The following is a 23880-nucleotide window of genomic DNA, read 5'->3' on the forward strand; positions in this document are numbered from 1 at the left end:
TCTGCGTCCCAAAGCGGACGCAGAGCGTCCATTGAGGCATTCCCACGCAGAGCGTGGGAACGATCAGATCAACGATCAGATAGGCGGAAATCCGCTCATCGCCAACTTCCTATCGGCAAAATACCGCTCACCCCATCTCCCCACCCCCTCTAAACCGGCCCTCCCCCCGTTGGCACAGCTCCTGCTATAGCCCTCGCAGGCTGCGTTTCAACGCGCTCCACAAAAACAATTAAACGAAGGATCCTTCAATGGATAACTCCAACGCCCTGCCTCTTGGGTCGGCTGCCGTGCCGGTCAAAGAACGAACCACCGCCAGTCGCATCAAGTCGATCTTCAGCGGTTCCGTCGGCAACATGGTCGAGTGGTATGACTGGTACGTCTACGCCGCCTTCTCGCTGTACTTCGCCAAGACCTTTTTCCCCGCCGGTTCCACCACCGCCCAATTGATGAACACCGCCGCGATCTTCGCCGTGGGCTTTCTGATGCGCCCGATCGGTGGCTGGCTGATGGGCCTGTACGCCGACAAGGTCGGACGTAAAAAAGCGCTGATGGCCTCGGTGTACCTGATGTGCTTCGGCTCCCTGCTGATCGCCCTGAGCCCGAACTACGAAACCATCGGCATCGGCGCGCCGATCCTGCTGGTGTTCGCCCGTCTGCTGCAAGGCCTGTCGGTCGGTGGCGAATACGGTACCTCCGCCACTTACCTGTCTGAGATGGCGACCAAGGAACGTCGCGGCTTCTTCTCCAGCTTCCAGTACGTGACCCTGATCTCCGGCCAGCTCATCGCGCTGGGCGTGTTGATCGTGCTGCAGAACATGCTGACCACTGAACAGCTGTACGCCTGGGGCTGGCGCATCCCGTTCGCCATCGGCGCGCTGTGTGCGGTGGTTGCGTTGTACCTGCGTCGCGGCATGGAAGAAACCGAGTCGTTCACCAAGAAAGAGAAGTCCAAGGAAAGCGCCATGCGCACCTTGATGCGCCATCCGAAGGAACTGCTCACCGTGGTCGGCCTGACCATGGGCGGTACGCTGGCGTTCTACACCTACACCACCTACATGCAGAAATACCTGGTGAACACCGTCGGCATGAGCATCTCCGACTCCACCACCATTTCCGCAGCGACGCTGTTCCTGTTCATGTGCCTGCAACCGATCATCGGCGGCCTGTCCGACAAGATCGGTCGTCGTCCGATCCTGATCGCCTTCGGCGTGCTCGGTACGATCTTCACCGTGCCGATCCTGATGACCCTGCACACCATCCAGACCTGGTGGGGTGCGTTCTTCCTGATCATGGCGGCGCTGATCATCGTAAGCGGTTACACCTCGATCAACGCCGTGGTGAAGGCCGAGCTGTTCCCGACCGAAATCCGCGCCCTGGGCGTCGGCCTGCCGTACGCACTGACCGTGTCGATCTTCGGCGGCACCGCCGAATACATCGCGCTGTGGTTCAAGAGCATCGGCATGGAAACCGGTTACTACTGGTACGTGACCGCGTGCATCGCGGTGTCCCTACTGGTGTACATCACCATGAAAGACACCCAGAAACATTCGCGTATCGTCACTGACTGATCGCAAAAAAAACGCGCGAAGGTGCAAGACCTTCGCGCGTTTGTTTCAGCCCGATTGCTCGATCAGGACAACTCGGCAACGCCCTGTTTGCCGCCATAGCGCTTCTGCGCATAAGACGCGCCCACGATCATCACCAGCAGAATCCCCGCCAGCACCGCCGACGAACCGATGGTGCCGAAGTCCAGTCCGCCCTTTTCGTGGGACTTGGTCATCAAGTCGCCCAGGGTCGCGCCAAACGGCCGGGTCAGCACGAACGCCACCCAGAACAGCGCCACCGCCGAAATCTTCGTGAAGTACTTGAGCAGTACGACCACCGCAATCGCCGAGCCGATCAACAGCGCACCACCGGCAAAGCCCAGACCCGAGTCGTCCGCCAGGTAATCGCCGAGCGCGGTGCCCAGGGTGTTGGAGAACAGGATCGCCATCCAGTAGAACATCTCGCCGCGAAAACTCTGCACCTTGGTGACGTTGAGCGAATCGCCGCTCAGGCGCCACGCCGCGAAAATTGCCAGCAGGATCGCGATCAGGATCATCGAACCTGTGGCGTAACCCAGCTCCAGCGTGCGGTCCATGAAGTCGGACATGGTGGTGCCGGCGGTGCTGGTCGACAGGATCACGATCCAGTACAGCAGCGGCTTGTAAGTCTTGGACATCAGCTGCGTGATCAGCGTCAGGACGAACACGCTGATCAGGATCAGCGAGCTCATGGCGTAGCCGACGTTCAGGGTCATCGACAGCAAATCCCCCGCGGTTTCCCCCAGGGTCGTCGCGCAGATTTTCATGACCCAGAAGGCCAGGGTGATTTGAGGCAGTTTGTTCATTGCAGGTAAAGCTCCAGTGTGTGACGGCCGGTTCTTGGTTTTCTGGCCGCCGGCAGACTGGCGTTACGAGGGTGAAAAACCGGTCGGGAATGTATGAAAAATCTGTCACACAAGCCAAAAGCGGCGATTAATCACCGGTTAATGCCCCTGCCGCATCCTGCACCTACCTGATCGATGACCTGCGCGACGCTCGCTCCGACGACGAAAGCGAATTGAATGCGTCGCCCTTAATATCAAGTTAATCGATTGTTTTTAGCATTATTTTGCGCTTTTTAATCAATTTAGTTGGCGTAGCATGAACCCCATGCGAAACACATCGCCAACAAATTTCGAATCTGGAGAACGACCATGAAAACCAAACTGATCCTCGCCCTGACCCTGTCCGTACTGGCCGCCAACACCTTCGCCGCCGATGGCTCGGACAAAACCAAATCCGCCGATTTCATTTCTGGCGCCAGCGCCGCTATCGAAACCAGCCACTCGGGCGCCTACGCTGCAGATGGTTTCGATAAAACCAACGTTGGCAAAGCGGTTGCTGCCGATGGCTTCGACAAGACTGGCACTGCTGCTGCCATCGCTGCCGACGGCTTCGATAAAACCGGCACCGCCGCTGCCATCGCTGCTGACGGTTTCGATAAAACCGGTACCGCCGCAGCCATTAGCTGATCGGCAGGATGCAGACACCAAAGCCCGGCCATTGCCGGGCTTGTTCATGTCTACAGGTTTGAAAACTACACAACCGGCGCAAGCCCGCATTTGATCTTCGTGGATCGGACTTGCACTATTGGCCGCTTATAAAAGCCTTCAGGAACACCTCGCCATGCCCGATGACATCCATTTCTACGAACCGGCCAACGGCCACGGCCTGCCGCACGATCCGTTCAACGCGATCGTCGGTCCGCGTCCTATCGGCTGGATTTCTTCGCAGGATGCCGAGGGCAAGCTGAACCTGGCGCCCTACAGCTTTTTCAACGCGTTCAACTACATTCCGCCGATCATCGGGTTCTCCAGCGTCGGGCGCAAAGACAGCCTGAACAACATCGAGCAGACCGGTGAATTCGTCTGGAACCTCGCGACCCGGCCGCTGGCCGAGCAGATGAACCAGAGCTGCGCAGCCGTCGCGCCCGAGGTCAACGAGTTCGAACTGGCAGGGCTGACGCCCGTGGCGTCGAAGGTGATTGCCGTGCCGCGCGTGGCCGAAAGCCCGGTGTCCTTCGAGTGTAAGGTCACGCAGATCATTCAGTTGCAGCGCGCCGACGGCGAGACGGTTCCGAGCTGGCTGGTGCTTGGCGAAGTGGTCGCCGTGCACATTGCCAAATGGCTGTTGAAAGACGGGATATACGACACCGCCGCCGCCGAACCGATTCTGCGCGGCGGCGGGCCGGCGGATTACTTCCAGCTGGGGCCGGAGGCATTGTTCAAGATGTGGCGCCCGGGCGCCGTCAAGTAAACGCGGTTACCAGATCAGCTCGGCGTCATCAGTGACGCCCTTGAGCTTGTCCAGCTCATTGATGGCCGCTTCATCGGCGGCAATTGCACCAGGGAAGACCTGATCATTCAACAGTTTGTGAAAGCGTGGCGCACCGCCGTCGACCAGGGCCTTGACCGCGATTGCCGCGTGATAACCCTTGTTGCTGCCCAACTCGACGGGGACTACAGCGGAAACCGCTTCGAAGTGTTCGAACTCTTTACGTGCCATGTCGCAGGTCCTGGCTCAGTCAAATAGGCTGGCCATTAAACCCTCAACCGGCGAGTTTGTGTATCGGCGCGCAACTTTGACCCAGCGCCTGCGCTGCCGACACGTCTTTAAACGTGTGGAAATCCAGACTGTTGACCACCAGGTCCTGCACCAGCTCGGCAAAGACTTCCATCGACGGGCTGCTGAAGTAAGCGGTCATCGATTGCTGGTTATTCCAGAAACCGGAAACCAGCCACAACTCCGGATCACACTGCGAATGCTGCAAGGAAAAGCTCAGGCAACCGGCGGCGGCACGGGATGGTTCGATCAGCGCGCTCAGGCGCATGCCGAGTTCCGCCGAGCGGCCGGCGCGCGCTCGAACGAAGGCCATATGACTGACGGGAATCTGCTTGGACATGTTCAACCCTCCCAGGGAGTCGCGTGGCAGCCGGGGACGGGCTGCGACAGGATCCAAGGTTAAGGGCCGGGCAGCGTTCGCCGTTAGTCGATTCCTGCCGCCGCGTTGCACAATCCTGCGAGACTGTCTTTCAGGCCTGTAACAAGTCGTGAATTGCTGTCACCGTCCTGTCACACCGGTTTCGAGCAAGTTTGCCGGGAAGCGCGCTGTCATGTCTGGGCAGGCCGGCAACGCCATGCAGGATCAGGCAAGCATTTCGCAGGATGTGTCTACCGCTTGCGCTTGCACAAACTTATGCTCTGCTCCCATTCCATCCCTTGCCGAGGAGGCTGTGCATGACGTCATTCGATCGTTTTCAGGCGCCGCCCGATGCCGACATGGAAAAGCAGCGTGCGGAACTGGCGGCCATCATCCGCCGCAACACGTCCGAGGATGGCAGTTATGCCACCGCGGTCGGCTCGCTGTTCATGTCGCGCCACACCCAATCCCATGACTTCGCCCCGGTGCTCGCGCAACCGGCGTTGTGCATCATGGCGCAGGGGCGCAAAGAGGTACGGCTGGCGGACGAATACTTCAATTACGACCCGCTGAATTACCTGGTGGTGTCGGTTTCGATGCCCTTGAGCGGACGAGTCGTGAATGTTTCGCCTGAAGCTCCGATCCTCGCCGTGCGCCTGGACATCGACCCGGCGGAAATCACCGCGCTGATCGCCGATGCCGGCCCGATGGGCGTGCCGACCCGGCCGACCGGGCGCGGTCTGTATGTGGAAAAGATCGACAGCGCGATGCTCGATGCAGTGCTGCGTCTGGCCCGTCTGCTCGACACACCGAAAGACATCGCCATGCTCGCTCCGCTGATCCGTAGGGAAATTCTCTATCGCCTGTTGCGCAGCCCACAGGGCCATCGGCTGTACGAAATCGCCATTGCCAACAGCCAGAGCCACCGCATCAGCCAGGCGATCAAATGGCTCAATGGCAACTTCGAACAGCCGCTGCGCATTGATGATCTGGCGAAGGAAGTGAACCTCAGCGTCTCGACTTTGCATCACCGCTTCAAAGCGATGACGGCGATGAGTCCGTTGCAGTATCAGAAGCAACTGCGCCTGCAAGAGGCGCGGCGCCTGATGCTGGCTGAAGGGCTGGAGGCATCGGCGGCCGGGTATCGCGTGGGTTATGAAAGCCCTTCGCAGTTCAGTCGTGAGTACAGCCGCCTGTTCGGCGCGCCGCCGCTAAGGGATCTGGCGCGCTTGCGACTCACGGTCTGATCAGGCGCCCAACACCCGACACGCCTCACTCGGCAACGTCACCGACACCGGATGCCCGATCCCCAACCCGATGCCCTGACACGGCGTGCTCAGCGCCGTGAAGGTCACCCCGGAACATTCCACCGTAGTCTCGATGGTCGCTCCGATGTCCCGCACAAACGTCACCTTGCCCAGCAGGCGATTGCCCGCCGTGGCCTGGGGCGCCGACAGTTGCAGGTCTTCAGGACGAATCAACATCTTCACTTTCTGCCCGACCACGATGCTGCTGCAGATCGGCACTTGCAGGGCATCGCCGCCCGGCAGCACGACCTTGCCATCGCCCAGTGCCGTGGCCGGGAAGATATTGCCGGAGCCGATGAAGTCCGCGACGAACTCGTTGGCCGGATGGCGGTAGATTTCGATCGGCGTACCCACCTGCTGCACCCGATGCTCGCCCAGCACCACCACGATGTCAGCCATGGTCATGGCCTCGCGTTGATCGTGGGTAACCATGATGGTGGTGATGTTCAGGCGTTGTTGCAGCTGGCGGATTTCCACCTGCATTGACTCACGCAGCTTGGCATCCAGCGCCGACAGCGGTTCGTCGAGCAACAGGATTTTCGGGTGCGAGGCAATCGCCCGGGCAATCGCCACCCGCTGACGCTGGCCGCCGGACAGCTTGGCCACCGGGCGATCAATCATCGCTTGCAGCTGGATCAGTTCCAGCAACTCCACCACCCGCGCCTGTTGATCAGCCTTGCTCACACCGCGCAGTTTCAGCGGATAGGCGATGTTCTCGCCCACGGTCATGTGCGGGAACAATGCCAGCGACTGAAACACCATGCCGAAGTTGCGCAGGTGCGCCGGGGTGTGGCCGATGTCCTCGCCGTCCAGGCGGATCTCGCCGCCGGTAAGGGTTTCCAGCCCGGCGATCATCCGCAGCAGCGTGGTCTTGCCGCAGCCCGACGGGCCGAGGAAACACACCAGTTTGCCCTCGGGCAAATGCAGGTTGACGTCTTTTACCGCGCAGGCCGAGCCGTAATGTTTCTCGACGTTTTCCAGAATCAGACCAGACATAACTCACCTCAAAATCAGAAGGAAACGCCACCCTCGCCCACCAGCTTCTCCAGCGCCCAGATCAGGACGAAGTCGATCAGCACGATCAGCACGGCAAACGAGAACACGGTAGGGTCGAGCGATGACACGGTGCGGCTGTACATCCAGATCGGCACGGTCATGACGTCGATGGTGTAGAGGAAATAGGTCACGGTGAATTCGTTGAACGAGACGATGAACGCCAGCAACATCCCCGCCAGAATCCCCGATTTCATCAACGGCACCACCACGTCGACAATGGCCCGCAGCGGCGAAGCGCCGAGCATCTGCGCGGCTTCTTCGACTTCGCTGCCGATGGAAAGCATGGCCGCCGTGCAGTTCTTCACCACGAACGGCAGCGCCAGAATCACGTGGGCAATCACCAGCCGCGAGGTGGTCATGTGGAACGGCAGGCTGTCGAATACCAGTAGCAAGGCCAGCCCCAGCACCACCATCGGGAACACCAGCGGCAGCGACATCAGTTGCAGCGCCACGCCCTTGCCACGGAACTCGCAACGAGTCAGCGCGTAGGCCGCCGGCACCGCGATCAGCGTGGCGAAAATCATCGTCAGGCACGCCACCAGCAAACTGGTGCCCATGGCCTGGCCGAGGCTCAGAACATCGCTGGCGTCCGGCGACACAAAGGTGTGCCACGCCGCCTTGTACCATTGCAGGCTGTAGCTGCTCGGCGGGAAGTCGAGGTTCGACGCACCGCTGAACGACATCACGATCATGGTCAGGATCGGCAACACTGCCAGGAACAAAATGATCCCGGAAAGAATGCCGGCGAACTTGCCGGTGTCGCCCGGCAACAGCGACTGACGCTTCTTGATCAGGGCACTCATTGCGAAGCCTCCAGCAGACGGCGACGGCGGCCGGTGATGTATTCGGACAAGGTCATGATCGCCAGTGTGGTGACGATCAGCACCACGCCAGCAGCGGACGCAGCGGGCCAGTTCATCAGCGGGGCAATCTGGTCATGCACCATCACCGCGAGCATCGGCACGCGACGGCCACCGAGCAACAGCGGCACCACGAAGCTGCTGGCGTTGTAGGCGAACACCAGGGTCGCGCCGGTGATGATCCCCGGCAGACTCATCGGCAACACCACCTGACGGAACACTTGGAAACGACTGGCGCCCAGCGTCGCGGCGGCTTCTTCGTAGCTGCGGGCGACACCGCGCATGGCGCTGGCAATCGGCAGCACGGCCAACGGAAACGCGGTCTGCACCAGGCCCATCAGCACGCCGTTCTGGTTGTACAGCAACATGATCGGGCGTTTGATCAGACCGAGACCCATCAGCGTCTGGTTGAGCATGCCGCCGGGGCCGAGAATCACCAGCCAGCCGTAGCTTTGCAGCAGCAGATTGACCAGCAACGGCAACAGCACCGCCGCCAGAAAAATCCGCCGCACGAACGGCGACGTCAGCCGAGACATGGTGTACGCCACCGGGATCGCCAGCACCACCGCGATCACCGCGCTGATCAGCGCCAGACGCAAGGTCAGCAGCAGCGATTTGAGGTAGTAGGGTTCGAGCAACTGGGCGTAACTGGCCAGGCTGAAACCGGACCACTCCGCGCCCTTGGTGCCGACGCTCATGCGCAACACCAAAAGGCTGGCGGCAATCAGCACACCGAGAAACAGCATCGACGGCGTGAGGAAAAACCACGCCCGTGCAGTCGGCGAAACACCGCGCGCCGGGCGCACGTCACCCGCGCCGACCGGTTGGGTCAGGGATTGATGTTCCATAGCAATGATCTCGTCAATGGAGAACGAATCTCCCGGGCACCCCTATCATGCGGTGCCCCGGAAGGTCGGCGTCAGGAAGAAAAGATTTCCGTGTAGCGACGAATCCACTGGTCATGCACGGTCGCCAGGAAGGCGTTGTCGTGCATGATCGCCTTCTCCGCGATCTGCTCCGGCGTGAGGATGAACGGGCTCTTGCGCGCTTCGGCGGAGATGATCGCCTTGGCGTTGACCGGGCCGTTGAAGATGTCTTCGGCCATCTTGCCCTGCACCAGCGGATCGAGGGAGTGATCGATGAAGGCGTAGGCCAGGTCGGTGTCGCCCGGACGGTTCTTCGGCATCACCGAGAGCATCAGGTCGGTATAGAAACCTTCTTTCATGCCGAACGTGGCGCCGAGGCCGTAGTTCGGGTCGCGGATCTGCTTGGGGAAAAACGCCGGGGCATACAGGCCGCCCATGTCCAGGGAACCGGTGCGGAACAGCTCGGCAATCTGGTTGGGGTTTTCGCCCAGGGTCACCACGCGGTCTTTCAACTCCGCTAGTTTCTTGAAGCCCGGCTCGATGTTGTGCTCGTCACCACCGGCCAGTTTGGCGGCGATGATGATCAGGTCCATCGCCTCGGTCCAGTTTGGTGGTGGCAGGAAAATGTTCGGTGCCAGATCGGCGTCCCACAGCGCGGCGTAACTGTCCGGCGCTTCCTTTTGGGTGCGGGTGCTGTAGACCAGGCTATTGCACCACAGCAGGTAACCGATGCCGTGACCGTTGGCCCCGGTGCGGTATTTTTCCGGGACGTCGATCAGGTTGGGAATGCGGTTGAGATCGGGTTTTTCCAACAGCCCGGCAGCCGCCAGACCTTCGGCGCCGACCCCGGCCAGGGTGATGATGTCGTACTGCGGACGGTCACCGCCGGCCTTGAGTTTGGCGACCATTTCCGAGGTGCTGCCGGTGCGGTCGGCAATCACTTTGGCGCCAGTCTTGGCTTCGAACGTTGCAGCGATGTTGCGCAGTGCGGCCAGACCCGTGTCATCGGACCAGGTCAGCAGGCGCAGGGTCTTGCCGGCAAAGCGGGTGTCACTGGCACTGGCCCGGATGAAGGGCATGCTCATGGCCGCCGCAGCCACCGAGGCCACGCCGACGGTTTTGATGAATTGACGCCTGTTCAGATCGTGCTCGCCCATTTAGGACTCCCATTATTCTTGTAAGTATGAGATTGACCGCAACCCTTGCCGTGCGTGATCGGAACCGCTCAAGCCCCCGATTTCAAAGGGCTTGAACGTGATCAGCGGGTTCATCCTGAGGTCGTGCAAAACACCTGACTATCGATAAAAACTCATTGGAGCCATGACGCCGGCGCATGCCTCGTTGCGAGGCATGCGCTGACCTTTTTCGGGCATTCAGAGCGCGCGGATCACGTGCTTGATTTCCTGGAATGCCGCCAGGCCCCACGGCCCCAACTCACGACCGATGCTGCTCTGTTTGTAGCCGCCCCACGCCGTCTGCGGAAAGATCACCTGCGGCGCGTTGAGCCACACCAGCCCCGCCTGCAGGGCGTTGGCGACCCGATCCGCGGTCTCGGCATTACGCGTGACCACGCTGGCGACCAGACCGAACTGGCTGTCGTTGGCCAAGGCAATCGCCTCGGCTTCAGAAGCGAAACTGCGCACGCAGATCACCGGGCCGAAGATCTCTTCACACCACAGCGCACTGTCGAGGGGCACTTCGGTGAAGATCGTCGGCTGCAAGAAATAGCCGCGCGGCAGATCCGCCGGGCGATTGCCGCCACAGATCAGCTTGGCACCGGCGCTCAGACCACGGTCGATATGACCGAGCACTCGCTGGTACTGCGCCTGATTGACCAGCGCGCCCATCTCGACTTCAGGATCGAACGGGTCGGCCACACGGATTTTTTCCGCGCGGGCCTTCAGACGAATCAGGAATTCATCGGCCAGTTCATCGGCGACCAGCACCCGGCTGGTGGCCGAGCACATCTGCCCGGCGTTGAAGAAACCACCGCCGCAGGCCAGCTCCACCGCCAGATCAAGGTCGGCATCTTCCAGAATCAACAGCGAGGATTTGCCGCCCAGTTCCAGGCTCACGCCCTTCACGGTCTCCGCGGCGCGCTGCATCACTTGCACACCGACGGCGTTGCTGCCGGTGAATGAAACCTTGGCGATGCGCGGGTCCGCCGACAGCGGCGCACCGACCGCCAGACCGGTGCCGCACACCAGGTTGAACACACCTTTTGGCAGACCGGATTCAGCGATGATTGCCGCCAGTTCCAGTTCCGGAAGCGGCGTGACTTCCGACGGTTTGAGCACCACGCAGCAACCGGCGGCGAGCGCCGGGGCGAGTTTCCACGCGGTGGTGACCATCGGAAAATTCCACGGCACGATCAGCCCGACCACACCACACGGTTCGCGGCGCAGACGTGCGCTAAAGTCGTCGCTCGGCAGCGGCACATCGCTGTCCTGTTTCGCATCGAGGCCTTCGGCGAGTTCGGCGTAATACTCGAAGGTGGCGATCACGTCGTCGACATCGATGCCCGCTTCAAACTGCGGTTTGCCGTTGTTGCTCGACTGCAACTTCATCAGATGTTCGCGGCCGTTGCGCACGCCATTGGCGATGTTGCGCAGGATCGCGCCGCGCTCGGCGCCGGTGGTTTTCGACCAGTCCTTGAAGGCTTCAGTCGCGGCCATTACCGCTTGGTTGACGGCGTTTGCATCGCCGCCATTGACCGTGGTCAGCAGCGCTTCGGTGGCCGGGTTGATCACGCGCAGGTGCTCGCGGCCGGCGGCCCATTGGCCGTTGATGTACAGGCCGTCGAGTGTGGTCGGGAAATTCATCATTTGGCCACCGCCTTCATCCATTGGGTCTGGTCGATTTCGATCAGGGTCGGTCCCTGACGATCGGTGGCGGCGCGCAGCGCACCGCGCAGGTGTTCGGCAGAGCTGATCGCTTCCGCCGCGCAACCCAACGCCTTGGCCACCCCGATGAAGTCCGGGGTGTAGATGTCGACGCCCACCGGCTCGATGGCGCGGTTGACCATGTATTTCTTGATCTCTTCGTAACCCTGGTTATTCCACAGCAGGATGATTACCGGCGTTCGCGCTTCCACGGCGCTGGCCAGTTCCGGCAGGGTGAATTGCAGGCCGCCGTCGCCGATCAGGCACACCACCGGCGGACGCGCGCCGTGTTCCAGAGAGCCGCCGAGCCACGCGCCAATCGCCGCTGGCAAGGCGTAACCGAGGGTGCCGTAACCAGTGGACGAGTTGAACCAGCGGCGCGGACGCTCCGGGTTGAACGTCAGGTTGCCGGTGTACACCGGTTGCGTGGAGTCACCAACGAACACCGCGTTCGGCAGTTCGTGCAGCACGGTTTCGAGGAAACGGGTCTGGGCCAGCGTCGGCGCGTCCCAGGTCGCGGCCAGGTCTTCACGCAGGCGGGCGGCGCGTACCTGCCCCCAATCGTTGCGGCGCTCGGCCAGCGGCTTGTGCGACAGCGCACTGAGCAATGCTTGCGCCGCGTTGCGCGAGTCCGCCACCAGCGCCACATGAGGCGGATAGTTGCGCACGGTCTGATCGGGATCGATATCGACGCGCAGCAGTTTGCCGGGAATTTCGAAACCGCCGGCGAAGGTGACGTCGTAGTCGGTTTCCGCCAGTTCGGTGCCGATCGCCAGGATCACGTCGGCGTCGGCCACCAGGGCGCGGGTCGCCACCAGGCTCTGGGTCGAACCGATCAACAGCGGGTGGCTGGACGGCAACATGCCTTTGGCGTTGATGGTAAGGGCCACCGGCGCATCGAGCAGTTCGGCCAGTTCGGTGAGTTCGGCAGCGGCATCGATGGCGCCGCCACCGGCGAGGATCAGCGGGCGCTGGGCGCCGGCCAGCAGTTCAGTCATGCGGCTCACGGCGGCCGGCGCAGCACCGGCGCGGTCGATGTTGACCGGCACACTGGTCAGCAGTTCGTCGGCCTCTTCAACCAGTACGTCCAGCGGAATTTCGATGTGAACCGGACGCGGACGTCCGGCCTGGAACAGCGCAAACGCACGGGCCAGCACACCCGGCAGTTCGGACGCCGACATCAGGGTGTGGGAGAACGCCGCCACGCCGCCGACCAGTGCGCTCTGGTTCGGCAGTTCATGCAACTTGCCGCGACCGCCGCCCAGTTGACTGCGCGACTGCACGCTGGAGATCACCAGCATCGGGATCGAATCGGCGTACGCCTGGCCCATGGCGGTGGTGATGTTGGTCATGCCGGGGCCGGTGATGATGAAGCACACGCCCGGTTTGCCGCTGGTACGGGCGTAACCGTCGGCCATGAAACCTGCGCCCTGCTCGTGACGCGGGGTGACGTGGTTGATGCTCGAACGGGCCAGCCCGCGATACAGCTCCACGGTATGCACCCCGGGAATGCCGAACACCTGCTCGACCCCATAATCTTCGAGTAACTTGACCAGTACTTCGCCACACGTCGCCATGTCTTTGCCCTTCTTGTTCGTTGAGGCACCGGGCTTTAAAGGAACCGGTGATTGGCCTCATTGAAACGGGCGACCCGTAGCCGCAACAATCGATAAAAGCTCATACTAGCCATGTCCTCACGTCATACCTTGGATCCACATGAAACGACTGCCTCCCCTGCCCGCCCTGCACACGTTTCTGATTACCGCGCAGTGCTGCAACTTCACCCGGGCCGCCGAGCAGTTGCATATCACCCAAGGTGCGGTGAGCCGGCAGATCGCCGGGCTCGAGGAACATCTGGGTTATGAGCTGTTCATTCGCCTGGCCCGGGGCCTGGAGCTGACGGCCGAAGGTCGCGAATGGCTGCCACGGGTGCAGCAGGTGTTCAGCCTGATCGGCGACTCGGTGGAGTTGATCGGCGCCAAACGCGAAACCCTGCAACTCAAGGCGCCGAGCTGCGTGATGCGCTGGTTGTTGCCGCGCCTGCTGCAATGGCAGCGCGAGCGCCCGGACGTGCCGGTGAAACTCACGGCGTCGTTGCAACACGGGGTGGACTTTCATCGCGAGCAGTTCGACGCCGCCGTGATCTACGGCACCGCGCCCCATGATTCGCCTGCGACCCTGCACCTGTTCGATGAACAACTGACGCCGGTCTGCTCACCGGGGCTGCTCAAGGGGTCATCGGCCCTGCACACGCCGGCCGACTTGCAACAGCATCTGCTGCTGCACCCGACGCACACCGATGACGACTGGACACTGTGGCTGGAGGCCGCCGAACTGCAATTGAACAACATAGGCAGCGGTCAGCATTTCGAAACCCTGGATCAGGCAATGTCGATGGCGTCCCACGGGACGGGGGTGGCGATCGGCGACTGGTCGTTGATCGGCGATGACTTGAACGCCGGGCGACTGGTGATGCCGTTCGATCTGAAGGTGAAGACGGGATTGGGCTATTACATCGTGGCGCCGGCGTCGGAGCCGTCGGCGAAATTGCAGGAATTGATGGGGTGGCTGGTGGAGCAGGCTCATACGCGTTGAGCCAGTTACTGAACGTTCCCACGCAAGGCGTGAGAACGTTTGATCGGGTTACATCAGTAACCGACAGTAAACCGCTGACGCGAATGTTTCGGCGTTTCCACTTCGTCGATCAGCGCAATCGCGTAATCGGCAAAGCTGATCGAGCTCTGGCCTTCAGCACTCACCAGCAAGTCATCCTTGCCAACGCGGAACTTGCCGGTGCGCTCGCCTTCGACAAACAGCGCCGACGGCGACAGGAACGTCCAGTCCAGTTCCTTCTCCTGACGCAAGGCTTCGAGGAACGCGGCACCGGCACTGGCCTCAGCCTTGTACTCGGCCGGGAAACCGGCGCTGTCGATCACGCGGGTGCCGTCCGGCAGCAACAGCGAACCGGCACCGCCGACCACCAGCAGACGTTTCACCCCGGCCTGTTTCACCGGGCCGATCAGCGCACTGGCCGGCACCGTGGCGAAATGCGCGGCACTGATCACCACATCGTGACCGGCGACGGCGTCTTGCAGCGCGGCGGCATTCAAAACGTCTACGTTCTTGCTGACCACACCGGCGCGGGCGCCGATCTTCGAGGTGTCCCGAGCGATGGCGGTGACGCTGTGGCCGCGACGCAGGGCTTCTTCCAGCAATTGGCTGCCGGCACGGCCGGTGGCACCAATGATTGCGATCTTGCTCATGACATTCTCCAGTTGGCTTGAGAGTGCTGCGTTTTTTCAGAATCGGGTTACCACTGCATTTCGCCCTTGGCGACTTTCGCGCTCAGCTCCAGCGAGCTCTCTTCGCCCAGTTTCGGGTAGCGTTTTTTCATCGCGGTGATCAGCGCGGCAGAGTCCTTGGCCTTGGCGGTTTCTTCGTCGAACGCCTTGATGTAGTCGGCAGTGAATTTCACCGCTGCCAGCGAACGGGCGCTGTCACCCAGGTAGTGACCCGGCACCACGGTTTTCGGTTTCAGGGTTTCGATCGAGTGCAGGGTTTCCAGCCAGTCGGTGTGGGATTGTGCGGTCTGGGTATCGGCCATCCACACGTGGATGTTCTCGGCGACGACGACACCACCGACCACGGCTTTCAACGAAGGAATCCACACGAAGCTGCGATCCGGTTGCTTGCCTTCCAGGCCGACTACCTGCAGTTTCTGCCCTTCAAGCATCAGGCTGTCGCCCTTGAGCACGCCCGGCACGATGGTTTTGGCCGGCACGTCGGCGCCCATTTTCGGGCCCCAGAACGCCAGTTTGCCGTCGACGGTTTGCTTGATGTGATCAACGGTCGGCTGCGAAGCCAGTACCTTGGCATTCGGGAAGGCTTTGGTCAGGGTGTCGAGACCGAAGTAATAATCCGGGTCACCGTGGCTGATGTAGATCGTGGTCAGTTGCTTGCCGCTGGCGCGGATCTTTTCCACCACTTGCTCGGCCTGGGACTTGCCGAACTGGGCGTCCACCAGGATCGCGTCCTTCTCGCCGCTGACCAGCACCGAGGTCACCGGAAAGATTGCGTTGGTGCCCGGGTTGTAGACGTCGAGGCTCAGGTTCGCGGCCGCTGCGTGGGCAGCAAAGCCGAGGGTGGCGGTAGCCAGTAAAACGCGCTTGAGAGTGGTGAAGCCGATCATGGGTTGCTCCGCTGTTCGTATGCCGTGCTTGGCGATGGGACAGAGCTTAGTTGCCAGACTCGTTACAAAAAATGCGATGCTTAAACATAGTTTGTTTCTGAAAGCGGGCAAATCATGGATCGTCTCCAAGCAATGCGGGTGTTTGTCACGGTGGTGGATCTGGGCAGCCAGTCGGCGGCGGCCGATCACCTGGACCTGTCGCGGCCAGTGGTGTCGCGGTATCTGGCGGAACTGGAAGACTGGGTCGGCGCGCGCCTGATGCACCGCACCACGCGCAAACTGAGCCTGACCGCCGCCGGCAACGAGATCCTGCCGCGCTGCCGGCAGATGCTCGAACTGTCCAGCGACATGCAGGCCGCCGTCAGCGAACCCGACGATGCGCCACGGGGTTTGCTGCGGATCAGCGTCAGTACCTCGTTCGGCCAGGCGCAACTGGCCGATGCCATGGCCGCGTTCGTCAAACGCTACCCGGGCGTCAACATCGACCTGCAGATGCTCGATCGCACCGTCAATCTGGTGGACGAGCGCATCGACCTGGCGATCCGCACCAGCAACGATCTCGATCCCAACCTGATCGCCCGGCGCCTGACCGTCTGCCGCTCGGTGGTCTGCGCCGCACCTGCCTATCTGCGGGAACACCCGCAGCCGCAGCGCGTAGAAGATCTGAGCCGACACAACTGCCTGACCCATTCCTATTTCGGCAAGAGCCTGTGGCATTTCGAAGAGGATGGCGAACCGGTGTCGGTGCCGGTGCAGGGCAACATCAGCGCCAATGAGGCCAGCACCCTGCTGCGCGCGACACTGGCCGGTGCCGGGGTGGCGATGCTGCCGACCTATCAGGCCGGCGTACATATTCACAGCGGGGAACTGGTGCGCCTGCTGCCGAACGCCGAGCCTCGGCGGATGAACATCTACGCGGTGTACGCCTCACGCAAGCACATGCCGGTGGCACTGCGCAGCATGCTGGATTTCCTGGTACTGCGGTTTCCCGAAAACCCGCAATGGGATGTCGGCTTGTAAACCCGTTCGCCGCGCGGCTGGCAACTCCACGGCGCTGACCTATGCTGAAAGTAGTACCCAAGGGTATTCGTTCAGAGGTCAACGCCATGATCATGAGCACCAGAACAAGAAGATACCTCGCGATTTTCATCACCTGCGCGGCCACGCTGGCGCTGTACGGCACCGCGGCATGGCGCGTGGAGCAGTTGCGGCAACTGCCCCGTGAGTACGCGAGCTGCAACTTCGAGCGCTGCATCCCTCACAACGCCACTCTCAACGCCCTGCGCTGATACAGGACGTCAGGCGTCGTCGTTCTGCTCGGCCTTCAAGCGGTCGCGGAACGCCTTTGGCGAGATCCCCACCCGGCGCCGGAACAGGCGCGTGAAGTTGGTCGGATCGGAAAAACCCAACACATCGGACATCTCGTAAATGGTCATGCTGGTGTACGTCAGCAGACGCTTGGCTTCCAGCAACTGACGTTCATGCATGATCTGCAACGCCGGCTGTCCCGCCAGTTCACGGCAGGTGCCGTTGAGGTGCGAGACGGAAATCCCCAGGCGGTGAGCCAGATCTTCGACCTTGACGTGCTGTCGGTACGTCTCCTCTACCAGTTGAATAAAGCCATTGAGGTATTCGCGCTGACGCTGCGGGCGTTGCGTGGCGTTGTGACGGTGGATCGCCTGGCGGCTGACCCAGACCATGATCACGCTGACCAGCGAATGCATGAGCATTTCCCGCGCCGGTTGATGGCCGTTGTACTCGGCCTGCAACGCGGCAAACAGACTGTTGAGGTAATCCGCATCCTTGCCCGCCGGGTAGCTTTCGGCCTGGGCCAAAGCCTGCACCGCGTTGCCCAGTTGCGCCTGCAAGTGGTTGATCAACGGCGTGGCCAGGGTGACGACAAATCCTTCGACGTCCTCGGAAAAGCGGAAACCATGCACCGATAACGGCGGCAGGATCTGGATCGCGGCTTCGTTCAGTTGCGTGCGTTGGCCTTCGATTTCAAGCTCTGCCTGACCTTTGAATACGAAGAGCAACTGGCACAAATCGGCGTGGCGGTGGGGTTTGATTTCCCATTGATGTTCGCGGCTGCGTTTGGAAATGGTTTCACAGTGCAGCAAGTCAGGGGTCGGCCAGTCCAGGCTTTCACCGTAGAGCTTGAACACCGGAATCGAAGGCAGGTCAGGCTTGTTCATCACTTCAATCCAGGCCTCGAAGGTTGCGGGCGATAATCGCACCGATTGGCAGAATGTACAGGTATCGGCTCAGTTTTCACCTTCAATTGACAGACCCGCAAGGGAAAAATGCAAGCACTCGAATCCTGAAAATCATTCACCGGCCGTTGTCGCGTGAAGCTTGCGAGTCATAAAAACAATGAAAACGCTGAAAACCCAAGTCGCCATCATTGGCGCCGGTCCGTCCGGATTATTGCTCGGCCAACTGCTGCACAATGCCGGCATCGACACCCTGATTATCGAGCGCCAGACACCTGACTATGTACTCGGCCGAATCCGCGCCGGGGTCCTTGAACAGGGCATGGTAGAGCTGTTGCGCGAGGCTGGCGTGAGTCAGCGGATGGACGCCGAAGGGCTGGTCCACGGTGGGTTCGAACTGGCCCTCGACGGGCGTCGGGTACACATCGATCTGCAGGCGCTGACCGGTGGAAAAACCGTGATGGTCTATGGCCAGACCGAGGTCACCCGCGACCTGATGGCCGCTCGTCGGGAGACCGGCGGACAGACGATCTACGAAGCCAGCCATGTCGTTCCCTGTGACATGAAAAGCGACGAGGCCTACGTCACGTTTGAAAAGGACGGCGAAACCTGGCGCGTCGATTGCGATTACATCGCCGGTTGCGACGGTTTCCATGGCGTGGCCCGTCAGTCGATTCCGGCGGACTGCCTGAAGGTCTTCGAACGGGTTTATCCGTTCGGCTGGCTGGGGATACTCGCCGACACACCACCGATTCACGACGAACTGGTCTACGCCCGTCACGAGCGCGGCTTCGCCCTGTGCAGCATGCGTTCGGCGACTCGCACCCGCTATTACCTGCAAGTGCCGGCCGAGGAGAACGTCGACGACTGGTCGGATCAGCGCTTCTGGGATGAACTGCGCAATCGTCTGCCGGAGGATCTGGCGCAGAAGCTGGTGACCGGTCCGTCGATTGAAAAGAGCATCGCGCCGTTGCGCAGTTTTGTGGTCGAACCGATGCAATACGGGCGGATGTTTCTGGTCGGGGATGCGGCGCACATCGTTCCGCCGACCGGTGCCAAGGGTTTGAATCTGGCGGCCAGCGACGTCAGTACGTTGTTCAGGATTCTGCTGAAGGTTTACCGCGAAGGGCGCACTGACTTGCTGGAGAAGTATTCGGAAATCTGTCTGCGCCGGGTGTGGAAAGCCGAGCGTTTCTCCTGGTGGATGACCTCGATGCTGCACCGTTTCGACGAACACGATGATTTCAGCCAGCGGATCAGCGCCTCTGAACTGGACTACTTTGTCAGTTCAGAGGCCGGTCAAAAAACCATTGCAGAAAATTACGTCGGACTTCCTTATGAGGCTATCGAATAGCCTGCTACCGACTTACACTGGCGAGCATCCACCCGCTCGCCTTGCCCCTGCGGGTCAATCACTGCCCGCAGGTTCGCCCGTGACCAATCTCAACCATCCCGAAACGCCCAAACCGGCCATTCGCAGCGTGCTGGTCGCGCTGATGATGGCGATCTTTCTTGGCGCGCTGGACCAGACCATCGTCGCGGTTTCCATGCCGGCCATCTCCGCGCAATTCAAGGACGTGAGCCTGCTGGCCTGGGTGATTTCCGGCTACATGGTGGCGATGACCGTGGCGGTGCCGATCTACGGCAAGCTCGGTGACCTGTACGGGCGGCGCAAACTGATGCTGTTCGGCATGGGTCTGTTCACCCTGGCCTCGCTGTTCTGCGGCATGGCTCAGAGCATGGAGCAACTGGTGCTGGCGCGGATATTCCAGGGCATCGGTGCCGGCGGGATGATTTCGGTGAGCCAGGCGATCATCGGCGACATCGTGCCGCCCCGGGAGCGTGGTCGCTATCAGGGTTACTTCTCCAGCATGTACGCGGTGGCCAGTGTTGCCGGTCCGGTGCTGGGCGGCTACATGACCGAGTACCTGTCGTGGCGCTGGGTGTTCCTGATCAACCTGCCGCTGGGCCTTGGCGCCTACTGGGTGGCCCGACGCAATCTGATCGGCCTGCCGATTCCCCAGCGTAAGCCGGTCATCGATTACCTCGGCACACTGCTGATGATCATCGGCCTGACCGCGCTGTTGCTGGCGATCACTCAGGTCGGCCAAGGCCATGCGTGGCGCAGCAGCGAAGTGCTCGGTCTGTTCGCTTGCGCAGTAGCGGTGCTGGCGGTGTTCGTCTGGCATGAGCGTCGTGCCCGGGAGCCGTTGCTGCCGATGCACCTGTTCACCAACCGCAGCGCCCTGCTGTGCTGGTGCACGATTTTCTTTTGCAGCTTCCAGGCGATTTCGTTGATTGTGCTGATGCCGCTGCGCTTCCAGAGTGTGACCGGTGCCGGCGCCGACAGCGCGGCCCTGCACTTATTGCCGCTGGCGATGGGGTTGCCGATCGGCGCGTATTTCGCCGGTCGCCGCACGTCGATTACCGGGCGCTACAAACCACAGATTCTCACCGGCGCGCTGCTGATGCCGATCTCGATCCTCGGCATGGCCTTCAGCCCGCCCGATGCGACGCTGGTCAGCAGCCTGTTCATGTTGCTCAGCGGTATCGCCGGGGGCATGCAGTTCCCTACCTCGCTGGTCGGCACGCAGAATTCGGTCGAGCAAAAGGACATTGGCGTCGCCACCAGCACCACCAACCTGTTCCGTTCTTTGGGCGGCGCGGTGGGCGTGGCGTTGATGTCGGCGCTGTTGCTGGCGTTGTTGCAGGACTCCAGCTTTGCCCACCTGACCGGTACCTCGCTGATCGGCGAAGGTCACTCCGGCAACGTGCTGCTCGATGGCCTGAACGCGGCGCCCGGCGATGCGCAGAATGCCTTGCGCGCCGAGTTGCTGGTGACGTTCCGGCATTTGCTGATGGTCAGTGCCGGGGTGTCGCTGCTCGGGCTGGCGGCGGCGATTGCCATGCCGAACCGCCTGTTGCGCGGGCGTGAACACAGCGCCCGCTGACCGATGCCGATGGCTCCCACGCCTTGCGTGGGAGCCCACAGGGATCAAGCGCTGTAATAACCGACCGCCACCAGGAAATCCCCGACCTTCTTCAGGTAGGCATGTTTGTCCTCGACCTTGCCGGTCACCGGGTTCTTCCAACGATATTCGTACTCGCCTTCATCCTGTTTGCCGATCAGCGCCAGAATCGGCTCGCCCACCGGTTTGCCTTCCGGGTCCTTGACCTTGGCGAAGTCGGTATTGATCAGCCGCAGGTTGGTGCCGTGGGCGACGTAGCGCTGGGTTTTCAGGTCCACCACGAACACGTAAAGGTCGTCCTGCAAGTAACCGCCCTTGAGCGAGTTGACCGCCATCAGCGTGCCTTTTTCGTCCTTGGTCAAATCGGTGGCGGCTTTGTCGAGCAATGATTTCGCCTGTTCCGCCGATGCTCGTGGCAAGTAATAACCGACCGCCAGAATCCGCTGACCGATGCGCTGATAGAACACATGCTTGCGCTCGACCTTGCCGTCGGCCTGATTCTGCCAACGATATTCGGCCTGCTGGATGCCGTTGCCTTCCGGCACTTTCAGCGCGTCCTTGAACGCTTTCTGCAAATCCGGCCCGAGCACTTCGCTCACGTCCCGGCCGATCAGCGCCGAAGACGGCCCGCCGCTGGCGAGCATCACGCCCTTGGTATCGACCACGAACACGTAGCGATCTTTGTCGACGAACTCGCCCTGGCGGCTGAACGCCGCGAACGCCTTGTCGCCGTTGTCGTGATAGTAGGCCAGAGCCTTTTCCAGCAAGGCGATGGCGGCCTTGCTGTCGTCCTTTTCCGTGGCCGCATTGGCCTGTCCGAAACTCAACAACAGCACCGCGCCGAGCCAGGCCAGTTTTTGCACAAACCCCATGACGCATCCCTCGTTCTTGTTGGTGTTTCAAGAGCGTAGACGGCCTGACGGCAGGTATGGATATTCAGAAAGCTTCTGAATGTTGCGATGGGTGTGTGGCGAGGGCGTTCGTGCCCTCGCCACAGAAGTGGCTCACGGCCGGGCGTTGATCTGCTGTTGCAGGTTCTGGATCTGCGCCTGCAGGGTGTTGATGTTGCGGGTCATCTGCCCACGAAACGCATCGAACTCGGCGGTGCTGGAGCCGCCCTGCGCAGCGGCCGGACGGTTGTCCTGCTCGCTCTTGAGCACGACGATTTCCTGTTCCAGACGATCGATCGCAGCGTTAGACCCGCCCTGTTTTTTCAGGGCCGTGATGTCGGCGCCGAGGCTCTTGAACTGCGCATCGAAGCCCTTGACCTGTGCATCGAAGCTTTTCAGCTGGGCATCGACTTTGCTGGTGTCGGCCGGCGCGTTTTTCAGTGTCGCCAGCTCTGCACTCAGGGCTTTGACCTGGGCCTGCAACTGGGTATTGGCGTTCTGCTGTTCGGTGGTCTGGGCGGTCATCTGCGCCAGACGCTTGTCCAGGTCCGTCGCCTGACCCGCCACACCCTGCTGCTGTTTGCTCTGATCCTGCAGTGCGCTTTGCAACTGCTTGATCTGCAGTTTCAGCGCTTCGCTGTCGGTGTTGACGTTGGTCTGGCTGGCCACGACCTTGCCGGAAATGTCCTGCAGGCGCCCCGCCGCTTCTTCACTGATCCGCGCGAAGCTTTCCTGGGTCGCCACCAGTTGCTGCTCCATCAGCGAGATCTGCTGGAAACTCCACCAGGCCAGACCGATGAAGGCAAAGAACAATGCGCCGACCAGCGCCCACAACGGCCCGGTGCTGGCTGACTTGACCTTGACCGCCGGCGGTGTGCGCGAATGCACGGAGGTGCGGGCTGTGGTCGGGAAATCGTCGTCATCGAGTGTGTCGGCGCGCAGGCTCGGAACATCGTCGAAATCGTCGTCGTGGGCATCGTTACGCATGGACATTGAGGCAACCTTTGTGAAACTCGGTAATGGCTGATTGCGGCGCAGTATAAACCCCGCAGCCGCAGGGATTGACCCCCAACCCGCTACGGGGTTCAGCACTTGGTATCAACGAATGTCCTGGGCCTTCCACCAGCCACAGAACTCATCGAGGGCCGTCCAGAGACTGACTTTCGGATCGTAGTCCAGATAATGCCGGGCGCGACTGATGTCGAGGGTGAAATTTTTGTTCATCACCTGCATGCCCAGGCGCGACAGGGTCGGCTCGGGACGTCCCGGCCAGAGTTTGCACGCGCCTTCATTGAGCGCCGCCACACTGTAGGCCAGCCCGTAGGAACGGTACTTGGTGACCTGTGGGACTTCCATTTTGCGCATCACGTAATTGACCACATCCCACAGCGGCACCGGGGCGCCGTTGCTGATGTTGTAGGCCTTGCCCAGCGCAGAACCGGCCGCCAGAAGACTGCTCAACAAGGCTTCGTTGAGGTTGTGCACGCTGGTGAAGTCGACCTTGTTCAGGCCATTGCCGATGATTGCCAGACGTCCTTTGCGCTGCATCTTCAGCAGGCGCGGAAAAATGCTCATGTCCCCGGCGCCGGTGACGAAACGCGGGCGCAGGGCCAGGGTTTCGAGGCCGAATTCCTGGGCGCCGAAGACTTTCTGCTCGGCCAGATACTTGGTCGCCGCATAGTGGTGTTTGAAACGCTTGGGCACTTGCTCTTCGGTCAGGCCGAGGTGGTCGCGACCGTCAAAGTAGATCGACGGCGACGACAAGTGCACCAGACGCCGCACCCGTTGTTTGAGGCAGGCTTCGACCACGTTTTCGGTGACCTGCACATTGCCCTGATGAAAGTCCTGATAGCGCCCCCACAGCCCGACCGCGCCGGCGCAATGCACCACGGCTTCGACGTCGGTGCAGAGCGCACGCACCAGTTCCGGATCGCTCAGGTCGCCCTGAACGAACTCCGCACCCCGACGCACCAAATGCTCGACACCTTCGGCCCGGCGACCGTTGACCCGCACGTCCAGGCCCTGCTCCAGGGCAAAACGCGCAAAGCGTCCGCCAATGAAGCCGCTTGCGCCGGTGACCAGAATTTTCATGTAGAGCTCCGCTGTCTTTCGTTTTGCCTGATTCGTGAGTCTTGACGCTGGCCG

Annotated in this window: 24 protein-coding genes; 9 read left to right on the top strand and 15 right to left on the bottom strand. The window is 61.3% G+C overall.

Features of this window, described 5'->3' with window-relative positions; translation table 11 throughout:
- The first annotated feature begins 248 nt into the window (after window positions 1-248).
- On the top strand, window positions 249-1568 hold the full coding sequence (locus tag AC07VV_RS21920) for an MFS transporter (protein WP_495037457.1): 1320 nt from the start codon (window positions 249-251) through the stop codon (window positions 1566-1568).
- 62 nt (window positions 1569-1630) lie between these two features.
- Here the strand turns inward: AC07VV_RS21920 and AC07VV_RS21925 are convergent, their stop codons facing one another.
- Window positions 1631-2389 (bottom strand): COG4705 family protein, encoded by a 759-nt coding sequence (locus AC07VV_RS21925; RefSeq protein ID WP_192558855.1) that lies wholly within the window; start codon window positions 2387-2389, stop codon window positions 1631-1633.
- A 348-nt stretch (window positions 2390-2737) separates the two neighbouring features.
- Here AC07VV_RS21925 and AC07VV_RS21930 point away from each other — a divergent pair, with 348 nt between their 5' ends.
- The gene (locus AC07VV_RS21930; protein ID WP_085730226.1) at window positions 2738-3055 is read left to right on the top strand and encodes a hypothetical protein; all 318 of its coding nucleotides are present in this window, start codon (window positions 2738-2740) and stop codon (window positions 3053-3055) included.
- A gap of 154 nt (window positions 3056-3209) precedes the next feature.
- Window positions 3210-3839, top strand: a complete 630-nt coding sequence (locus AC07VV_RS21935; RefSeq protein ID WP_114885139.1) for a flavin reductase family protein — start codon at window positions 3210-3212, stop codon at window positions 3837-3839.
- Between the two features lie 6 nt (window positions 3840-3845).
- Here the strand turns inward: AC07VV_RS21935 and AC07VV_RS21940 are convergent, their stop codons facing one another.
- Together AC07VV_RS21940 and AC07VV_RS21945 are read right to left on the bottom strand one after the other, a co-directional pair.
- Window positions 3846-4088, bottom strand: a complete 243-nt coding sequence (locus tag AC07VV_RS21940; RefSeq protein WP_096818378.1) for a hypothetical protein — start codon at window positions 4086-4088, stop codon at window positions 3846-3848.
- A 43-nt stretch (window positions 4089-4131) separates the two neighbouring features.
- Complete coding sequence (locus AC07VV_RS21945) at window positions 4132-4485, bottom strand: putative quinol monooxygenase (protein ID WP_085709576.1); 354 nt, start codon at window positions 4483-4485, stop codon at window positions 4132-4134.
- A gap of 335 nt (window positions 4486-4820) precedes the next feature.
- Between AC07VV_RS21945 and AC07VV_RS21950 the strand changes: the two genes are divergently transcribed.
- Window positions 4821-5750: an AraC family transcriptional regulator gene (locus AC07VV_RS21950; protein WP_495037458.1), complete on the top strand. Its 930-nt coding sequence runs from the start codon at window positions 4821-4823 to the stop codon at window positions 5748-5750.
- On the opposite strand, the gene AC07VV_RS21955 is transcribed toward AC07VV_RS21950, so the two are convergent.
- From AC07VV_RS21955 to AC07VV_RS21980, 6 genes are all read right to left on the bottom strand, one after another.
- A complete protein-coding gene (locus tag AC07VV_RS21955) occupies window positions 5751-6806 on the bottom strand; it encodes an ABC transporter ATP-binding protein (RefSeq protein ID WP_457379456.1) in 1056 nt (351 codons plus the stop codon).
- 14 nt (window positions 6807-6820) lie between these two features.
- Complete coding sequence (locus AC07VV_RS21960; protein WP_064599073.1) at window positions 6821-7669, bottom strand: ABC transporter permease; 849 nt, start codon at window positions 7667-7669, stop codon at window positions 6821-6823.
- Window positions 7666-8574 carry an ABC transporter permease gene (locus AC07VV_RS21965; RefSeq protein ID WP_007960163.1) on the bottom strand — a complete coding sequence of 303 codons (909 nt, stop codon included), beginning with the start codon at window positions 8572-8574 and terminating at the stop codon, window positions 7666-7668. The genes AC07VV_RS21960 and AC07VV_RS21965 overlap by 4 nt, the downstream gene beginning before the upstream one ends.
- A gap of 71 nt (window positions 8575-8645) precedes the next feature.
- Complete coding sequence (locus AC07VV_RS21970) at window positions 8646-9749, bottom strand: ABC transporter substrate-binding protein (RefSeq protein ID WP_011335694.1); 1104 nt, start codon at window positions 9747-9749, stop codon at window positions 8646-8648.
- A 216-nt stretch (window positions 9750-9965) separates the two neighbouring features.
- Window positions 9966-11414, bottom strand: a complete 1449-nt coding sequence (locus AC07VV_RS21975; protein ID WP_495037550.1) for an aldehyde dehydrogenase family protein — start codon at window positions 11412-11414, stop codon at window positions 9966-9968.
- The gene (locus tag AC07VV_RS21980; protein ID WP_495037459.1) at window positions 11414-13051 is read right to left on the bottom strand and encodes a 5-guanidino-2-oxopentanoate decarboxylase; all 1638 of its coding nucleotides are present in this window, start codon (window positions 13049-13051) and stop codon (window positions 11414-11416) included. Before AC07VV_RS21980 ends, AC07VV_RS21975 begins: the two co-directional genes overlap by 1 nt.
- Window positions 13052-13190: 139 nt before the next feature.
- On the opposite strand from AC07VV_RS21980, the gene AC07VV_RS21985 reads away from it, so the two are divergent.
- Window positions 13191-14069 (top strand): LysR substrate-binding domain-containing protein, encoded by an 879-nt coding sequence (locus AC07VV_RS21985; protein ID WP_192558861.1) that lies wholly within the window; start codon window positions 13191-13193, stop codon window positions 14067-14069.
- A gap of 53 nt (window positions 14070-14122) precedes the next feature.
- Here the strand turns inward: AC07VV_RS21985 and AC07VV_RS21990 are convergent, their stop codons facing one another.
- Complete coding sequence (locus tag AC07VV_RS21990) at window positions 14123-14737, bottom strand: NAD(P)-dependent oxidoreductase (RefSeq protein ID WP_102687223.1); 615 nt, start codon at window positions 14735-14737, stop codon at window positions 14123-14125.
- 47 nt (window positions 14738-14784) lie between these two features.
- Complete coding sequence (locus tag AC07VV_RS21995) at window positions 14785-15663, bottom strand: MBL fold metallo-hydrolase (RefSeq protein ID WP_495037460.1); 879 nt, start codon at window positions 15661-15663, stop codon at window positions 14785-14787.
- A gap of 114 nt (window positions 15664-15777) precedes the next feature.
- On the opposite strand from AC07VV_RS21995, the gene AC07VV_RS22000 reads away from it, so the two are divergent.
- Both AC07VV_RS22000 and AC07VV_RS22005 read left to right on the top strand, forming a co-directional pair.
- Window positions 15778-16683 carry a LysR family transcriptional regulator gene (locus AC07VV_RS22000; protein WP_495037461.1) on the top strand — a complete coding sequence of 302 codons (906 nt, stop codon included), beginning with the start codon at window positions 15778-15780 and terminating at the stop codon, window positions 16681-16683.
- A 41-nt stretch (window positions 16684-16724) separates the two neighbouring features.
- Window positions 16725-16952 (top strand): hypothetical protein, encoded by a 228-nt coding sequence (locus AC07VV_RS22005; protein ID WP_085730216.1) that lies wholly within the window; start codon window positions 16725-16727, stop codon window positions 16950-16952.
- 9 nt (window positions 16953-16961) lie between these two features.
- Here the strand turns inward: AC07VV_RS22005 and AC07VV_RS22010 are convergent, their stop codons facing one another.
- Complete coding sequence (locus AC07VV_RS22010) at window positions 16962-17858, bottom strand: helix-turn-helix domain-containing protein (RefSeq protein ID WP_495037462.1); 897 nt, start codon at window positions 17856-17858, stop codon at window positions 16962-16964.
- Window positions 17859-18045: 187 nt separating this feature from the next.
- Between AC07VV_RS22010 and pobA the strand changes: the two genes are divergently transcribed.
- Window positions 18046-19230 (top strand): 4-hydroxybenzoate 3-monooxygenase, encoded by a 1185-nt coding sequence (gene pobA / locus AC07VV_RS22015; RefSeq protein ID WP_495037551.1) that lies wholly within the window; start codon window positions 18046-18048, stop codon window positions 19228-19230.
- A gap of 79 nt (window positions 19231-19309) precedes the next feature.
- Window positions 19310-20827 (top strand): MDR family MFS transporter, encoded by a 1518-nt coding sequence (locus AC07VV_RS22020; protein WP_495037463.1) that lies wholly within the window; start codon window positions 19310-19312, stop codon window positions 20825-20827.
- Window positions 20828-20871: 44 nt separating this feature from the next.
- Here the strand turns inward: AC07VV_RS22020 and AC07VV_RS22025 are convergent, their stop codons facing one another.
- From AC07VV_RS22025 to AC07VV_RS22035, 3 genes are all read right to left on the bottom strand, one after another.
- The gene (locus AC07VV_RS22025; protein WP_495037464.1) at window positions 20872-21717 is read right to left on the bottom strand and encodes a cache domain-containing protein; all 846 of its coding nucleotides are present in this window, start codon (window positions 21715-21717) and stop codon (window positions 20872-20874) included.
- Between the two features lie 132 nt (window positions 21718-21849).
- The gene (locus AC07VV_RS22030) at window positions 21850-22728 is read right to left on the bottom strand and encodes an ATPase (protein ID WP_495037465.1); all 879 of its coding nucleotides are present in this window, start codon (window positions 22726-22728) and stop codon (window positions 21850-21852) included.
- A 105-nt stretch (window positions 22729-22833) separates the two neighbouring features.
- Window positions 22834-23826 carry an NAD-dependent epimerase/dehydratase family protein gene (locus AC07VV_RS22035; RefSeq protein WP_096818402.1) on the bottom strand — a complete coding sequence of 331 codons (993 nt, stop codon included), beginning with the start codon at window positions 23824-23826 and terminating at the stop codon, window positions 22834-22836.
- Window positions 23827-23880: the final 54 nt, after the last annotated feature.

It is taken from the genome of Pseudomonas sp. GW821-FHT02C04 (assembly GCF_059421845.1).

Excerpts from the sequence above, each read along its gene's own strand:
- AC07VV_RS21920 (WP_495037457.1), top strand. The coding sequence starts at position 249 with ATGGATAACTCCAACGCCCTGCCTCTTGGGTCGGCTGCCGTGCCGGTC.
- AC07VV_RS21925 (WP_192558855.1), bottom strand. The coding sequence starts at position 2,389 with ATGAACAAACTGCCTCAAATCACCCTGGCCTTCTGGGTCATGAAAATC.
- AC07VV_RS21930 (WP_085730226.1), top strand. The coding sequence starts at position 2,738 with ATGAAAACCAAACTGATCCTCGCCCTGACCCTGTCCGTACTGGCCGCC.
- AC07VV_RS21935 (WP_114885139.1), top strand. The coding sequence starts at position 3,210 with ATGCCCGATGACATCCATTTCTACGAACCGGCCAACGGCCACGGCCTG.
- AC07VV_RS21940 (WP_096818378.1), bottom strand. The coding sequence starts at position 4,088 with ATGGCACGTAAAGAGTTCGAACACTTCGAAGCGGTTTCCGCTGTAGTC.
- AC07VV_RS21945 (WP_085709576.1), bottom strand. The coding sequence starts at position 4,485 with ATGTCCAAGCAGATTCCCGTCAGTCATATGGCCTTCGTTCGAGCGCGC.
- AC07VV_RS21950 (WP_495037458.1), top strand. The coding sequence starts at position 4,821 with ATGACGTCATTCGATCGTTTTCAGGCGCCGCCCGATGCCGACATGGAA.
- AC07VV_RS21955 (WP_457379456.1), bottom strand. The coding sequence starts at position 6,806 with ATGTCTGGTCTGATTCTGGAAAACGTCGAGAAACATTACGGCTCGGCC.
- AC07VV_RS21960 (WP_064599073.1), bottom strand. The coding sequence starts at position 7,669 with ATGAGTGCCCTGATCAAGAAGCGTCAGTCGCTGTTGCCGGGCGACACC.
- AC07VV_RS21965 (WP_007960163.1), bottom strand. The coding sequence starts at position 8,574 with ATGGAACATCAATCCCTGACCCAACCGGTCGGCGCGGGTGACGTGCGC.
- AC07VV_RS21970 (WP_011335694.1), bottom strand. The coding sequence starts at position 9,749 with ATGGGCGAGCACGATCTGAACAGGCGTCAATTCATCAAAACCGTCGGC.
- AC07VV_RS21975 (WP_495037550.1), bottom strand. The coding sequence starts at position 11,414 with ATGAATTTCCCGACCACACTCGACGGCCTGTACATCAACGGCCAATGG.
- AC07VV_RS21980 (WP_495037459.1), bottom strand. The coding sequence starts at position 13,051 with ATGGCGACGTGTGGCGAAGTACTGGTCAAGTTACTCGAAGATTATGGG.
- AC07VV_RS21985 (WP_192558861.1), top strand. The coding sequence starts at position 13,191 with ATGAAACGACTGCCTCCCCTGCCCGCCCTGCACACGTTTCTGATTACC.
- AC07VV_RS21990 (WP_102687223.1), bottom strand. The coding sequence starts at position 14,737 with ATGAGCAAGATCGCAATCATTGGTGCCACCGGCCGTGCCGGCAGCCAA.
- AC07VV_RS21995 (WP_495037460.1), bottom strand. The coding sequence starts at position 15,663 with ATGATCGGCTTCACCACTCTCAAGCGCGTTTTACTGGCTACCGCCACC.
- AC07VV_RS22000 (WP_495037461.1), top strand. The coding sequence starts at position 15,778 with ATGGATCGTCTCCAAGCAATGCGGGTGTTTGTCACGGTGGTGGATCTG.
- AC07VV_RS22005 (WP_085730216.1), top strand. The coding sequence starts at position 16,725 with ATGCTGAAAGTAGTACCCAAGGGTATTCGTTCAGAGGTCAACGCCATG.
- AC07VV_RS22010 (WP_495037462.1), bottom strand. The coding sequence starts at position 17,858 with ATGAACAAGCCTGACCTGCCTTCGATTCCGGTGTTCAAGCTCTACGGT.
- AC07VV_RS22025 (WP_495037464.1), bottom strand. The coding sequence starts at position 21,717 with ATGGGGTTTGTGCAAAAACTGGCCTGGCTCGGCGCGGTGCTGTTGTTG.
- AC07VV_RS22030 (WP_495037465.1), bottom strand. The coding sequence starts at position 22,728 with ATGTCCATGCGTAACGATGCCCACGACGACGATTTCGACGATGTTCCG.
- AC07VV_RS22035 (WP_096818402.1), bottom strand. The coding sequence starts at position 23,826 with ATGAAAATTCTGGTCACCGGCGCAAGCGGCTTCATTGGCGGACGCTTT.